Raw genomic sequence first — 13,523 nt, forward strand, 5'->3', positions numbered from 1 at the left:
CTGCTTTTTGCGCTGGAGAAGCCCCCGGTTGGATGGGCATACTTTGGGCTCAATCACAGGAGTCTGATGATGGACAAAACACTTCGTCGCGGGTCATTCGAGATGACCGCCGCCATGCTGATTTCCGGGACCATCGGCTGGTTCGTGCTGGTGTCCGGACAACCGGTGCTGGACGTGGTGTTCTGGCGTTGCGTGTTCGGCGCCGGCACCTTGTTGCTGATTTGCGCGGCTTTCGGCTTCCTGCGCCCCGGCATTCTGACCCGCACCACGTTCCTGCTGGCCGTGCTCAGCGGCGTGGCGATTGTCGGCAACTGGGTGCTGTTGTTTGCTTCTTACTCCCGCGCTTCGATTGCCATCGGCACCGCGGTGTATAACGTTCAGCCGTTCATGCTGGTCGGCTTGGCCGCGCTGTTCCTCAACGAAAAAATCACCCTGCAGAAACTGTTCTGGCTGGGCGTTTCGTTTCTGGGGATGCTGGCGATTGTCAGCGCACACGGTCAACAGGGCGAGGGCGGCAACGATTACCTGATGGGCATTGTGCTGGCGCTCGGGGCCGCTTTCCTTTATGCGATTGCGGCGTTGATCATCAAACGCCTGACCGGCACGCCACCGCACCTGATCGCGCTGATTCAGGTCAGCACCGGCGTGTTGTTGCTCGCGCCATTCGCGCACTTCTCGGCGTTGCCGCAAGCACCGAGCGCCTGGGCCAGCCTGGTGACTCTCGGCATTGTTCACACCGGCGTGATGTACGTGTTGCTGTACGGCGCGATCCAGAAATTGCCGACGGCACTGACCGGTGCGTTGTCGTTCATTTACCCGATTGCGGCGATTTTCGTCGACTGGTTTGCCTTCGGCCATCGTCTGGAAGTGCTGCAATGGATCGGTGTCGCTGCGATTCTGCTGGCCGCCGCGGGCATGCAACAAGGCTGGAGCCTGAAGTTTCGGCGGACAGTTACACAATAATCAGATGTTCCAACACGGCGCGGTCTTGGCCAGGCGCTGGCGCATTTCGCCAATGTTGCTGGCCAGCTGCCGGATCAATAGCCGGTAGCCGTCCAGCGGGTTATAGACCGGTGCGTCCAGGCTCGATTCCGCCGGCAGCTCGACGGGTCGATTCAGCCGTTGGGACGCGCCGGATTTCAGCGCCCGCGCCATCCCCACCCATTGCACGCGAATCAGCCGATGCTCCGCTTTCAACGCCGATTGCAGATTCGCCATGGCGTCGGGGTCATTGGCATCGGGTCGGGTGTTGCCGAGGATTTCCAGAGTGCTGACGCACATGCGCAAATGGCGCTGGATGGCATCGAGCTCGGTCATGGAAATCTTCACTTCCTTGGACACCGACGGCATCAGCGAGCGCTGTTGCACCATCACCGTGTTCAGGCGATTCATCAACTTCACGTGCTCGTCATCGGTCACGGGTTGGCCATTGATGATGCGCCCGTAAATCGTCGCGCAATCGCGCAGCGCATCGGCCAGGTTGTAGCGCCAGGAGTAAACCGCGTACAGCGGCAGCGCAAAGGAAAACGCCAGGGCCAGGGCAATGCCGATCAGGATATCCACCCCGCGCCACAGCCCGTCGGTCACCGGATTATCGCCATGCCCGGCGACGATAAACACGGTGATCGCCGACAGCAGCGCCGTGTAACCGCCTTTGCCGATGGCATGGTATGAGAAAAATCCGCAGACCACCGACATCGCAAAATAGGTCAGCCACGGCATCCCGAGCCAGGCTTGTTGCGCCACCAATAACAGGCCGACACCAGCGCCGATCAAGGTGCCGATGGCGCGCTCGGCGGCCTTTTTGCCAATGTTGCCGTGGTGCTGCAAACCGCCGATCACCACCAGCATCGTCACCGACGCCCACTCACCGTGGGGCAGGTGGATGCCGGTGGTCAGCAGGATCGTCGCCAGCAACCCCAGCGATACACGCACGGCGTGAATCAATCTGGCGTGGCGATAGCGCCGGTATGGGTCCAGTAACGGACGCAGTACCCGGCGCAGTAACGGTGGCAGTCGGTTGGCTCTGAAGGTACTCAGACTCGTGGTCCTCAGAAGATGTAGTCGGTGGTCAGGAAACTCGAACTGCGGCCGCTGATGATCTCGCTGATGAGGTCCTTGTTGGTCTCCTGGAACTTGGTCGCGACCAGCGTGCGAATAGAGAACACCCGCAACGCATCATGCACCGACAACGTGCCTTCGGCCGAGTTCTTGCGACCATTGAACGGATAGGTGTCCGGGCCACGCTGGCACTGGGCGTTGAGGTTGATCCGCCCGACCTGGTTGGCGAAGGTGTCCACCAACCGGCCAACCGCCACCGGGTTGGTGCCAAAGATACTCAGTTGCTGGCCGAAGTCCGACTCCAGGACGTAATCGATCACTGTGTCCAGATGCCGATAAGGCACGATTGGCACCACCGGGCCGAACTGTTCTTCCTGATAGACACGCATCTGTGGCGTCACCGGGAACAACACCGCCGGATAGAAGAAGGACGCGCGGGCTTCACCGCCATTCGGGTTGACCACACGGGCACCTTTGCTCACGGCATCCGCAACCAGCCCGTGCAGATAATCGACCTTGCCCGACTCCGGCAGCGGCGTCAGGGCTACGCCGGTTTCCCACGGCATGCCGGGTTTGAGGCTGGCAAGTTTGGCGTTGAATTTGTCGATGAACGCCTCGACCACGTCTTCGTGGACGAAGAGGATTTTCAGCGCGGTGCAGCGCTGGCCATTGAACGACAGCGAACCGGTGACCGCTTCGTTCACGGCGTTGTCCAGGTCCACCTCAGGCAAAACGATGCCAGGGTTTTTCGCGTCCAGGCCCAGCGCTGCGCGCAAACGGTGCGGTTTCGGGTGGAGTTTTTTCAGGTCGCTGGCGGCCTTGTTGGTGCCGATGAACGCGAAGATATCGATCTTGCCGCTGGCCATCAGTGCGCTGACCGTCTCGCGGCCACTGCCGTAAATGACGTTGATCACACCGGTCGGGAAGCTGTCGCGGAACGCTTCCAGCAGCGGACGAATCAGCAGCACGCCGAGCTTGGCCGGTTTGAACACCACGGTGTTGCCCATGATCAACGCCGGAATCAGCGTGGTGAAGGTTTCGTTCAGCGGGTAGTTGTAAGGTCCCATGCACAGCGCCACGCCCAGCGGTACGCGGCGGATCTGCCCGAGCGTGTCCTGTTCCAGCTCGAAACGACTGGAGCGGCGATCGAGTTCCTTGAGGGCGTTGATGGTGTCGACGATGTAGTCGCAGGTGCGGTCGAACTCTTTTTCCGAGTCCTTGAGGTTTTTGCCGATCTCCCACATCAGCAACTTGACCACGGCTTCGCGCTGTTCGCGCATACGCCCGAGAAACGCTTCGACGTGCTGGATGCGTTCGGCCACGCGCATGGTCGGCCACAAACCCTGGCCCCGGTCATAGGCGCGGACGGCGGCGTCGAGCGCGGTCAGCGCGGTGTCGGCATCGAGCAGCGGCGTGCTGCCGAGGATCACTTGTTCGTCGCCATTTTCGCCGGTCAGGTACACCGGGCTGCGGACTTGGGCGAGGGGACCGGCCCAGGTTTTCAGTTCGCCATCGACCAGGTATTCACGTTGCTCGGTCTGGCCGTCGAGGCGGTACTTTTCCGGGATGTCGCTGGCGTCGGGAAACAGGTTGCCGAGGATGTGTGCTGTGGTCATGTCGCTACTCCATGTGATGTAAGCCATGCGCTGGCGGCTTGCAGTTCAGAATTCACTTCAAAGGTTATACGCCTTATTGCCTCGACTTTTTAAGTGCCGGGGTCAAGATCCGGCGATCTTTTGACCTGAGAACACACAACGGCCGACGCTGCGGGTAAACTTCATGCTCTTTATTAAGGAGTTCATATGAGTTACTACCAGCCGGGCATCCTCGCCACCCCCGTTCCACCTCAAGCCCGTCATATGTTCTTCGCGCTGGAATCCGTCGATGCTCTGCCGGCCGCGCTCGACAAATTGATGCTGCTGGTGGACGGGAAGTCGGCGGTGGCCGGTTTCGGTGAATCCCTGGTCAAGGCGCTGCACGTGCAGATCGACGGGCTGCGGTCGTTTCCGGCACTGACCGGCGTCGGTGTCGACAACCCGTCGACCCAGCACGCGCTGTGGTGCTGGTTGCATGGTGTCGACCGTGGCGAGTTGCTCAATCGCGCCACCGCCATCGAAGCCGCGCTGGAACCGGCCCTGCGCCTGGTGCAGATGAACGAAACGTTCCGCCACCTCACCGGCCACGACCTGACCGGTTATGAAGATGGCACCGAAAACCCGCACGATGAAGCCGCCGTATCTGCCGCGTTGATTGGTGAGGGCGCTGACGGTGTGGTCGGTGGCAGCTTCGCCGCGATCCAGCAGTGGCAGCACGACCTGAAGGGCTTCCACGCGATGCCGTCCGAAGAAAAGGACAACATCATGGGCCGTCGCTTGAGCGACAACGAAGAAATCGATGACGCGCCGATCTCTGCCCACGTCAAACGCACCGCCCAGGAAAGCTTCGCCCCCGAAGCGTTCGTGGTCCGCCGGTCGATGCCGTGGATCGAAGGTGATCGCGCCGGTTTGATGTTCCTCGCGTTCGGTTTCTCCCTCGACGCCTTCGAAGCCCAATTGCGGCGCATGAGCGGTCTGGAAGACGGCATCACCGACGGCTTGTACCGCATCAGTCGCCCGATCACCGGCGGCTACTACTGGTGCCCACCGCTGAAGGACGGTCGACTGGATTTGCGCGCACTGCGCGTCGGTTGATCTGTAGGCGCACGGCTTACCGGTGATGGCGATTTCATGGACGCCATCGCTGGCAAGCCGGCTCCTACAAGTGCGTGGGCGTGCCGGGAATGTTCGGTTGACGCCAATCCTGTAGGAGCCCGGCTTGCCGGCGAAGGCGATTTCATGGACGCCATCGCCAGCAAGCCGGCTCCTACAAGTGCGTGGGTGTGCCGGGAATGTTCGGTTGACGCCAATCCTGTAGGAGCCGGCTTGCCGGCTATCCATGCAGCGCGGTGCGTCAGGTGCCGCGCCATCCCACGAATCTAACCTTATTCTCAAACAGTATTTCTCAACCCCCGCACTAGAACTCTAAGATCACGTCATAACTCGTTATAACAAGTGATCTGCCATGACCGATAACGTTCTCTCCCTCAGCAGTGTTCCTTTGCACACGCAACTGCGCGACGTCTTGCGTGCCCGCATTCTCGACGGCGAATACCCGCAAGACAGCCAGATGCCTTCGGAAAGCGAGCTTGGCGCGTTGTTCAAAGTCAGCCGCATCACCGTGCGCCAGGCCCTCGGCGATCTGCAAAAAGAAGGACTGATCTTCAAGATTCACGGCAAGGGCACCTTCGTCGCCAAGCCGAAAACCTTCCAGAACGTCAGCACCCTGCAAGGCCTCGCCGAGTCCATGACCGGGCGCGGCTACGAGGTGATCAACCGCCTGCGCAGTTTCAAATTCATCCCCGCCGACAAACTCGTCGCCGAACGTTTGCAGGTGGCCGAAGGCGAGATCGTGGCGCAGATCAAGCGGGTACGCCTGATCAACCGCGAGCCGATCTCACTGGAAATCACCTACCTGCCCAAAGCCATCGGCGAACGGCTGGAAAAGGCCGATCTGGTCACCCGCGACATCTTCCTGATCCTCGAAAACGACTGCGGCCTGGCCCTCGGTCATGCCGATCTGGCCATCGACGCCGTACTCGCCGACAGCGACCTGACCCAGGCGCTCAACATCGAACCCGGCTCGCCGATCATGCGCATCGAGCGTCTGACTCACGATGCCAGCGGCCAACCCGTGGACTTCGAACACCTTTACTACCGTGGCGATGCCTTCCAGTACCGCCTGCGGATCGACCGGCACAAAGGGGCGCAGGCATGACAAGAAGTACCCTCGAACAGGAATACGACATCGTCGTGATCGGCGGTGGCACGGCGGGTCCCATGGCGGCAATCAAGGCCAAGGAGCGCAACCGCGACCTGCGCGTGTTGCTGATCGACAAGGCCAACGTCAAACGCAGCGGCGCGATCAGCATGGGCATGGACGGCCTGAACAACGCGATCATTCCCGGCCATTCCACGCCGGAGCAATACACCAAGGAAATCACCATCGCCAACGACGGCATCGTCAATCAGGCAGCGGTCTACGCCTACGCCACCCACAGCTTCGAAACCATCGAGCAACTGGACCGCTGGGGCGTCAAGTTCGAGAAGGATGAAACCGGCGACTACGCCGTGAAAAAGGTCCACCACATGGGCGCTTACGTGCTGCCGATGCCGGAAGGGCACGACATCAAGAAAGTCCTGTACCGCCAGTTGAAACGCGCCCGGGTCAGCATCACCAATCGCGTGGTGTGCACGCGCTTGTTGACGGACGAAGAGGGTGCGGTCAACGGCCTGATGGGCTTCGACTGCCGCACCGCCGACTTCCATGTGATCAAAGCGAAAGCGGTGATCCTCGCCTGCGGTGCCGCCGGGCGCCTCGGTTTGCCGTCCTCGGGTTACCTGATGGGCACCTACGAAAACCCGACCAATGCCGGCGACGGTTACGCCATGGCTTATCACGCCGGGGCCGAACTGGCGAACCTCGAATGCTTCCAGATCAACCCGCTGATCAAGGATTACAACGGCCCGGCCTGCGCCTACGTCACCGGTCCGTTGGGCGGCTACACCGCCAACAACAAGGGCGAGCGCTTCATCGAGTGCGACTACTGGAGCGGCCAGATGATGTGGGAGTTCCACCAGGAACTCGAAAGCGGCAACGGCCCCGTGTTCCTCAAACTCGATCACCTGGCCGAGGAAACCATTCAGAACATCGAAGAGATCCTGCACAGCAACGAACGCCCGAGTCGCGGTCAGTTTCACGCCAATCGCGGCACCGATTACCGCACGCAGATGGTCGAGATGCACATCTCGGAAATCGGTTTTTGCAGCGGGCATTCGGCGTCGGGTGTGTGGGTCAACGAGAAGGCCGAAACCTCGGTCAAGGGTTTGTACTCGGCGGGTGACATGGCCGCCGTGCCGCACAACTACATGCTTGGCGCGTTCACCTACGGCTGGTTTGCCGGTACCAACGCAGCGGATTTTGTCGCCGGTCGCGAATTTTCAGCGGTCGATGCCAAGCAGATCGAGACAGAGAAAGCGCGGGTCTACGCGCCACTGGACCGCGAACACGGACTGCCGCCGGCCCAGGTCGAGTACAAGCTGCGACGCTTCGTGAACGATTACCTGCAACCGCCGAAAGTGACCAAGAAGATGCAAATCGGCCTGCAGCGTTTCAGCGATATCCAGCGCGATCTCGATCAGATCAAGGCCCACAACGCCCACGAACTGATGCGCGCCATGGAAGTCAGCATGATCCGCGACTGCGCTGAAATGGCCGCCCGCGCTTCGTTGTTCCGCGCCGAAAGTCGTTGGGGGCTTTACCACTATCGGGTCGATCACCCGCAACGCAACGACAGCGACTGGTTCTGCCATTGCCATTTGAAGAAGGATGAAAACGGCCAGATGAGCAGTTTCAAGAAAGCCGTCGAGCCTTACATCATCCCGCTGGATGCCGAAGAAATGCAGGCCTACGACCGGCTGCGTGTCGGTGCCTTTGCGGCCTGAGCCTGACTATAAGAGAGACCGACCAATGGCCTATCAACCCCAGGAAATTTTCTTCCGTTCCAACGCGCCCGTCACGGTCGACGAGGACCTGTGCATCGCCCACAAAGGCTGCACCGTGTGCGTCGACGTCTGCCCGATGGACCTGCTGGCGATCAACCCGGCCACGCAAAAGGCCTACATGGCCTTCGACGAATGCTGGTACTGCATGCCCTGCGAAAAGGACTGCCCGACCGGGGCGGTGAAAGTCGAAATCCCTTATTTGCTGCGTTGACTGACAGGACGCCATCGCTGGCAGGCCAGCTCCCACAGGGATTTTCAGTGGGACACGGATTTCGCTGGCAACAGAGAACCTTGTGGGAGCTGGCCTGCCAGCGATGAGGCCCGCCCAGACAACCCAAAGCCATCCGGAAACACCGGACGCTGGATTCACCCAACACCCCTCGTTTCCCACCACGCCCTGATCGTGGCGGAGACGAACATCCTATAAATGATTCGAGGGGATTCACCATGTTATTGCGTGCAGCATTGGCCGGTCTGGTACTGGCTTCATTCACCTTGTCGGCCTCCGCCGAAACCATCCGCATTGCCATCGGCACCCAGGACACCACGATCAACTGCGCCGCCGGCGGCCTGTTGATTCGCGAGCTCGGCCTGCTGGACAAATACTTGCCCCACGATGGCCAATACAAAGACGCCAAATACGAGGTCGAGTGGAAGAACTTCACCAGCGGCGCGCCTCTGACCAACGAGATGGTCGCCGGCAAACTGGACTTCGGCGCGATGGCCGATTTCCCCGGCTCGTTCAACGGTGTCGCGTTTGAAACCGCCGGCAAGCACAGCCTGTTTATCAGCGTGCTGTCGGGCAGCATCAAGGGCAGCGGCAACGGCATCGTCGTGCCGAGTGCTTCGGGCGTGCAATCACTGGCCGAGTTGAAGGGCAAGACCATTTCCGTGCCGTTCGCCTCGACCGCCCATGGCATGTTGCTGCGCGCCGTGGCGGCTCAGGGTTGGGACCCGCTCAAAGACGTGAACATCATCGCCCAGCCGCCGGAAGTCGCCGGTTCGGCGTTGCAGGCCGGGAAGATCGACGCCCACGCCGACTTTGTGCCGTTCGCCGAACTGTTCCCGAGCCGAGGTTTTGCTCGCAAGATCTATGACGGTTCACAGGCGAATACGCCGACGTTCCACGGCGCGCTGGTCGATCAGGCCTACGCGAAAAAGTACCCGGAAATCGTCGTCGCGTACCTGCGCGCCAGCCTCGAAGCCAACCAGTTATTGGCGGCAGAACCCGAGAAGTACAGCGAGTTGATCGCCAAGGTCACCGGCGTCGATGCCGAGGTCAATTACCTGTTCCACGGCCCGCTCGGCGTGCAGACCCGCGACCTGAGCTGGAAGCCGGAATATCGCCAGGCGGTCGGCACCGCCATCGACACCCTCAAGCTGCTGAAGAAGGCTGATCGCGGTCTCGACCTCAACACCTTCATCGACGACCAGTACATCCGCGCCGCGTTCAAGGCCTCGAAGCTGGACTACACCGCGCAACTGGCCAACTACGGTCAGACCCCGCTCAAAGCAGTGGATGCGTTGAGTGGCAAAGCCATCACCGACTTCAGTCATGTGGCCGAGATCTGGGTGCGCGGCGAGCCGAAAGTCCGGCAGTACGCCTCGGCGGAATCGGCGTTCACCGCGTTGGCCGGTTTGAAGTCTGAAGGCAAAAACATCCGCGCGGTGTATGCCCAGGCGAGTGACAGCGGGATCAAGTTGCTGGCGGATCAGGCGTGGTTTGCCAGTGACGCGAAAGGGCGCCTCAGCGCGTTCCTGCTCAAGGGCCAGGCCCAGCAATTCGCCACGGCCCAAGGCGGCAAAGTCCTCGACTTCACCGACGCCACCACCCAGGCCGTAGCCGCCCGCTAAAACCCCAGGCACCGCTCCCCCTGTAGGAGCCAGCTTGCTGGCGATGGTGTGTCAGCGGAAGAAATATCGACTGACACTCCATCGCCAGCAAGCTGGCTCCTACAGGGGCTCGGTTGAGAGGAAGAATTGTGTACCGATCATTTATCCGCTGGATTCCAAGAGCAGCCTCGATTCTGCTCTGCCTTTTGTTCTGGCAACTCGCCGCCAGCCACCACTGGAACCTCGGCCTGGTCACCTTCGCCAATGTCCCGACACCGCTGGCGGTGATCGAAGCCGCTCTGGGCCTGGGCGACTCCGGCAAACTCGCCCAGCACCTGAGCAGCAGCCTCAGCCGGGTCTTCGCCGGTTACCTCGCGGCGCTGATCATCGGCATCGTGTTGGGCCTGGCCATCGGCCGTTCAAAATGGGCCGAAGATTTGCTGTTGCCGCCGCTGGAAGTCCTGCGCCCGATCCCGGCCGTGGCCTGGATTCCCCTAGCGATCCTGATGTTCCCGTCATCAGAACTGTCGATGGTCTTCATCACCTTCACCGGCGCGCTGTTCCCGATCCTGCTCAACACCGTGCACGGCGTCGAAGGCGTCGACCCGCGCCTGATTGCCTCGGCGAAAAGCCTCGGGGCAGGGCGTCGGGCGATTCTGCTGGAGGTGATTCTGCCGGGCGCCGCGCCGAGCATCATCACCGGCCTCGCCATCGGCATGGGCACCTCGTGGTTTTGCCTGGTGACCGCCGAAATGATCTCCGGCCAATACGGCATCGGTTATTACACCTGGGAGTCCTACACCATCCAGAACTACGCCGACATCGTCGTCGGCATGTTGCTGATCGGCGTGCTCGGCATGGGCAGCAGCCTGCTGATCAAACGGTTGGGCGGGTTGTTGACGCCTTGGCATCGTCCACGAGGAAAAGCCTGATGAGCGTATTTCAACACCTTGAAGGGCGCATCGACATTCGCGGATTGTCGATCAGCCTCGGGGAGGGCCGTGCCGTGTTCGAAGCCGTGCAAGGCCTCGATTGCCAGATCGAACCGGGGCAGTTCGTGTGCATTCTCGGCCCCTCTGGTTGCGGCAAATCGACCTTGCTTGGCGCGCTGGCCGGACACCTGCAACCTCGCGCCGGCAGCCTTAAAGTCGATGGCGAAGACGTGTCGAGTCCTTCGCCCCAGCGCGGCATGGTGTTCCAGCACCACACGCTGTTCCCTTGGCGCACGGTGCGCGACAACGTCGCGTTCGGCCTGAAAATGCGCGGCATCGGCAAGGCCGAACGGCACGAAGCCGCCGATGAAATCCTCGCGCTGGTCGGCCTCGAAGGGTTCGCCGAGCGCTGGCCGGATCAGTTGTCCGGTGGCATGCAGCAGCGGGTGGAGATCGCCCGGGTGCTGATCAACCGTCCGCGCCTGTTGCTGATGGACGAACCTTTCGGTGCCCTCGACGCGCTGACCCGATTGAACATGCAAGAGCTGCTGCTGGACATCTGGTCGCGGATTCGCACCACCGTGGTGTTCGTCACCCACGACATCGACGAAGCGTTGTTCCTCGCCGACCGGCTGCTGGTCATGAGCACGCGTCCCGGGCGGATCATCGAAGACCTGCGCCTCGACTTCCCTCGGCCACGCACCAGCGAACTGGTGACAAGCCATGAGTTTTCCCGCTTGAAGCGCCATTGCCTCGAATTACTGCGTCACGAAGACGGTCGGCAGCTACCGCGCCTGAACCCTCTCGGACTTCCCCCTGAAAACAAACTGCCGCGATTTGCCCTATGACCTCTCTATTCGATGTAACCGATAACGATGACATTCTCGCCCTGCAACCGCGCCTGACCGATGCCGACGCCGGCGTGCGCCGGATCGCCCTGATCGAGCTGGCAGACCTGGAAGAACCGGACGGTTTGCTGTGGCTGGTCGATCGACTGGCCGAAGACCCGACCGCAGAGGTTCGCGCCGAAGCCGCGCGCCTGCTTGAAGCCTGGGAGGATGCGCCGGTCGTTGAAGCGCTGTGCCAGGCGTTGACCGATCCGTCGCCGGCCGTGCAGACCGCCGCCGCGCAGAGCCTGAGCCTGCTCAAGAGTGAAGCCGCCGGCCGGGTGATTCTGCCGTGGACCGGGCATGCCGACATCAACGTGCGTATCGCCGCGTTCCGGGCGTTGCGCGAATTGCGTTTCCCCGATGCCGCGACCGCTGCTTTGGCGGCGCTGGGCGATGCAGACGCCAGCGTTCGCCGCGAAGCTGTGGGCGTGCTCGGCTGGCTCAAACAACTCGATGCATTGCCGGCCCTGGCGACGTTGGCCAGTCACGACCCGGACACCGAAGTCCGTCGCGCCGCCACGGGAGCCCTTGGCCTGGCCTCCGATGCGCACGTCCTGCCGGCCTTGCGCCAGGCATTACAGGACGGCGCCTGGCAAGTGCGCGAAGAAGCCGCGACCACCCTCGGCAAGGTCGGTCATACCGACGCCGGCCCGGCATTGGTCGAAGCGTTGAGCGATGATTATTGGCAAGTGCGCCTGCGCGCCACCCGCAGTCTCGGTCGCTTGCGTTATGCCCCGGCGCTGGACGCATTGATCGAAACCCTCGGTCATCGCATCAGCAACCTGCGCAAGGAGGCCGCGTTGGCCCTCGGCGAATTGAACGATAAAGGCGCCGTTGCGCCGTTGCAGGCCGCGCAGAACGACGGCGACCCGGAAGTGCGCAAAGCCGTGCGCATTGCCTTGAGTCAGTTGCAATGAACCCGCTGGCGATCGGCAATTCCCGGAGCAAACAGCAGCTGCGGCTGAACTGGCCGGATGGTCGTGAGCAGTTGCTGGATCATGCCGAGTTGCGCCGGCAATGCCCGTGTTCGCAGTGCCGGGCGTTTCGCTTGAAAGGGTTGACGCCGAGGGTCGATGACCGAGTGCAAGTCATCGAATTGAATGCGCAGGGCTATGGCCTGCAACTGATTTTCAGCGATGGTCACGAACGGGGCATTTACCCGTGGCCGTATCTTTCGAGCCTGGCCTGATGACGCGCTTCACCGGTGAGTGTGCCCGCCGATGAAGCGCTGCGCAGTGGTCAGGCTTTGCTGGCGGCCAGGAAAGCGCCCAGTCGGCGCCCCATCTCTTCACCCAAGGCTTGCAAGCCACTCAGGGGGCGGACCATCACCTCGAATTCAACGATTTTTCCTTGTTCGTTGAAGCGGATCATATCGATGCCCTTGAGCTGTTTTTCACCGACCCTGGCGCTGAACTCGAGGATGACGTTCAAGCCGTCCGCAGTCGACAGTTCTCGGTGGTACTGGAAGTCCTCGAACACGCCGGACACCGTGTTGAGAATCATGTTGACCACCGGCGCCCCTGGATAAGGCGTGTGCGCCATCGGCGAGCGGAAAACCACTTGCGGGTCCAGTAATTCGGGCAAGGCCTTCAAGTCGGCCTTTTTGATCATCGCGTGCCATTGGTTCAAGGATTGTGCGGCGTTTGGATGCAGTTTCAGTTCCGACATTTTCAACTCCTGTATTTTTTGTTGTTCTGCAAACGTCGGCGAAGACTGTACATCAAAGGGCTTGAAGGGAAACCCTCCGGCGGCAAAACCCTCGGCCACTGGTTAGTATTTTTCCGTCCTGACGTCCGTCGCCATGGGCAAAATCGTTCTAAAAATTCCGGGGCGCGGTTCGGGAGGGTGTACTAGTCTAGAACTTGTAGGTGAAGACGCAGACTGATGCGCAAGCGGATGGCAAGGACACGTGGGGCGCGTTCCGAAGGGTACACGGTTAGAAAGATCTCCGCGCTGAGATCCAGCCCTTATGCCGTGTGAAGCAGAAGAGCACAAAACTCTTCTGTGAGAGTCCTGATAAACCTTGTAAGCCGGAGACCAGCGCCGGCCACCTACTCGAATCCCGAAGCCCGCCTTGTGCGGGCTTTGTCGTTTTCGCTTTCTCCCGACACCTTTGTAGGAGCCGGCTTGCTGGCGATAGCGGTGGGTCAGCCAACTTGTTTGTTGACTGGACGGACGCTATCGCCAGCAAGCCGGCTCCTACAGGG

General features: G+C 61.1%; 13 protein-coding genes. 10 read left to right on the forward strand and 3 right to left on the reverse strand.

Features of this window, described 5'->3' with window-relative positions:
• Nucleotides 1-69 precede the first annotated feature (69 nt).
• Complete coding sequence (locus KGB25_RS13795) at nt 70-963, forward strand: DMT family transporter (RefSeq protein WP_192228321.1); 894 nt, start codon at nt 70-72, stop codon at nt 961-963.
• On the opposite strand, the gene KGB25_RS13800 is transcribed toward KGB25_RS13795, so the two are convergent.
• Both KGB25_RS13800 and KGB25_RS13805 read right to left on the reverse strand, forming a co-directional pair.
• Nucleotides 964-2,004, reverse strand: a complete 1,041-nt coding sequence (locus KGB25_RS13800) for an FUSC family protein (RefSeq protein ID WP_223435255.1) — start codon at nt 2,002-2,004, stop codon at nt 964-966. It abuts the gene before it with no gap.
• Nucleotides 2,005-2,051: 47 nt separating this feature from the next.
• Entirely contained in the window at nt 2,052-3,677 is a 1,626-nt protein-coding gene (locus KGB25_RS13805; RefSeq protein WP_207284543.1) for an NADP-dependent glyceraldehyde-3-phosphate dehydrogenase, read from the reverse strand.
• A gap of 186 nt (nt 3,678-3,863) precedes the next feature.
• On the opposite strand from KGB25_RS13805, the gene KGB25_RS13810 reads away from it, so the two are divergent.
• From KGB25_RS13810 to KGB25_RS13850, 9 genes are all read left to right on the forward strand, one after another.
• On the forward strand, nt 3,864-4,751 hold the full coding sequence (locus tag KGB25_RS13810; RefSeq protein ID WP_223435236.1) for a Dyp-type peroxidase: 888 nt from the start codon (nt 3,864-3,866) through the stop codon (nt 4,749-4,751).
• 370 nt (nt 4,752-5,121) lie between these two features.
• Complete coding sequence (locus KGB25_RS13815) at nt 5,122-5,874, forward strand: GntR family transcriptional regulator (RefSeq protein WP_008039052.1); 753 nt, start codon at nt 5,122-5,124, stop codon at nt 5,872-5,874.
• Nucleotides 5,871-7,601, forward strand: coding sequence for a fumarate reductase/succinate dehydrogenase flavoprotein subunit (locus KGB25_RS13820; protein WP_192228316.1), 1,731 nt, complete (start codon nt 5,871-5,873; stop codon nt 7,599-7,601). The genes KGB25_RS13815 and KGB25_RS13820 overlap by 4 nt, the downstream gene beginning before the upstream one ends.
• Nucleotides 7,602-7,626: 25 nt before the next feature.
• A complete protein-coding gene (locus KGB25_RS13825) occupies nt 7,627-7,872 on the forward strand; it encodes a ferredoxin family protein (RefSeq protein WP_007946457.1) in 246 nt (81 codons plus the stop codon).
• A 236-nt stretch (nt 7,873-8,108) separates the two neighbouring features.
• Nucleotides 8,109-9,515, forward strand: a complete 1,407-nt coding sequence (locus tag KGB25_RS13830) for an ABC transporter substrate-binding protein (protein ID WP_008039050.1) — start codon at nt 8,109-8,111, stop codon at nt 9,513-9,515.
• Nucleotides 9,516-9,643: 128 nt separating this feature from the next.
• Nucleotides 9,644-10,426, forward strand: coding sequence for an ABC transporter permease (locus KGB25_RS13835; RefSeq protein WP_223435239.1), 783 nt, complete (start codon nt 9,644-9,646; stop codon nt 10,424-10,426).
• On the forward strand, nt 10,426-11,274 hold the full coding sequence (locus KGB25_RS13840) for an ABC transporter ATP-binding protein (protein WP_223435241.1): 849 nt from the start codon (nt 10,426-10,428) through the stop codon (nt 11,272-11,274). The genes KGB25_RS13835 and KGB25_RS13840 overlap by 1 nt, the downstream gene beginning before the upstream one ends.
• Nucleotides 11,271-12,233: a HEAT repeat domain-containing protein gene (locus tag KGB25_RS13845; RefSeq protein ID WP_223435243.1), complete on the forward strand. Its 963-nt coding sequence runs from the start codon at nt 11,271-11,273 to the stop codon at nt 12,231-12,233. Before KGB25_RS13840 ends, KGB25_RS13845 begins: the two co-directional genes overlap by 4 nt.
• Complete coding sequence (locus KGB25_RS13850; RefSeq protein WP_008027252.1) at nt 12,230-12,505, forward strand: DUF971 domain-containing protein; 276 nt, start codon at nt 12,230-12,232, stop codon at nt 12,503-12,505. The genes KGB25_RS13845 and KGB25_RS13850 overlap by 4 nt, the downstream gene beginning before the upstream one ends.
• A gap of 50 nt (nt 12,506-12,555) precedes the next feature.
• Here KGB25_RS13850 and KGB25_RS13855 read toward each other — a convergent pair whose 3' ends face one another.
• Complete coding sequence (locus KGB25_RS13855; protein ID WP_008027251.1) at nt 12,556-12,984, reverse strand: nuclear transport factor 2 family protein; 429 nt, start codon at nt 12,982-12,984, stop codon at nt 12,556-12,558.
• Nucleotides 12,985-13,523 lie beyond the last annotated feature (539 nt).

The organism is Pseudomonas sp. BF-RE-21 (assembly GCF_019947305.1).
In the GTDB taxonomy this organism is placed as follows: domain Bacteria; phylum Pseudomonadota; class Gammaproteobacteria; order Pseudomonadales; family Pseudomonadaceae; genus Aquipseudomonas; species Aquipseudomonas migulae.

Bases quoted from the DNA above. Each gene is read 5' to 3' on its own strand.
- KGB25_RS13795 (WP_192228321.1), top strand. From the start codon at position 70: ATGGACAAAACACTTCGTCGCGGGTCATTCGAGATGACCGCCGCCATG.
- KGB25_RS13805 (WP_207284543.1), bottom strand. From the start codon at position 3,677: ATGACCACAGCACACATCCTCGGCAACCTGTTTCCCGACGCCAGCGAC.
- KGB25_RS13810 (WP_223435236.1), top strand. From the start codon at position 3,864: ATGAGTTACTACCAGCCGGGCATCCTCGCCACCCCCGTTCCACCTCAA.
- KGB25_RS13815 (WP_008039052.1), top strand. From the start codon at position 5,122: ATGACCGATAACGTTCTCTCCCTCAGCAGTGTTCCTTTGCACACGCAA.
- KGB25_RS13820 (WP_192228316.1), top strand. From the start codon at position 5,871: ATGACAAGAAGTACCCTCGAACAGGAATACGACATCGTCGTGATCGGC.
- KGB25_RS13825 (WP_007946457.1), top strand. From the start codon at position 7,627: ATGGCCTATCAACCCCAGGAAATTTTCTTCCGTTCCAACGCGCCCGTC.
- KGB25_RS13830 (WP_008039050.1), top strand. From the start codon at position 8,109: ATGTTATTGCGTGCAGCATTGGCCGGTCTGGTACTGGCTTCATTCACC.
- KGB25_RS13840 (WP_223435241.1), top strand. From the start codon at position 10,426: ATGAGCGTATTTCAACACCTTGAAGGGCGCATCGACATTCGCGGATTG.
- KGB25_RS13845 (WP_223435243.1), top strand. From the start codon at position 11,271: ATGACCTCTCTATTCGATGTAACCGATAACGATGACATTCTCGCCCTG.
- KGB25_RS13850 (WP_008027252.1), top strand. From the start codon at position 12,230: ATGAACCCGCTGGCGATCGGCAATTCCCGGAGCAAACAGCAGCTGCGG.
- KGB25_RS13855 (WP_008027251.1), bottom strand. From the start codon at position 12,984: ATGTCGGAACTGAAACTGCATCCAAACGCCGCACAATCCTTGAACCAA.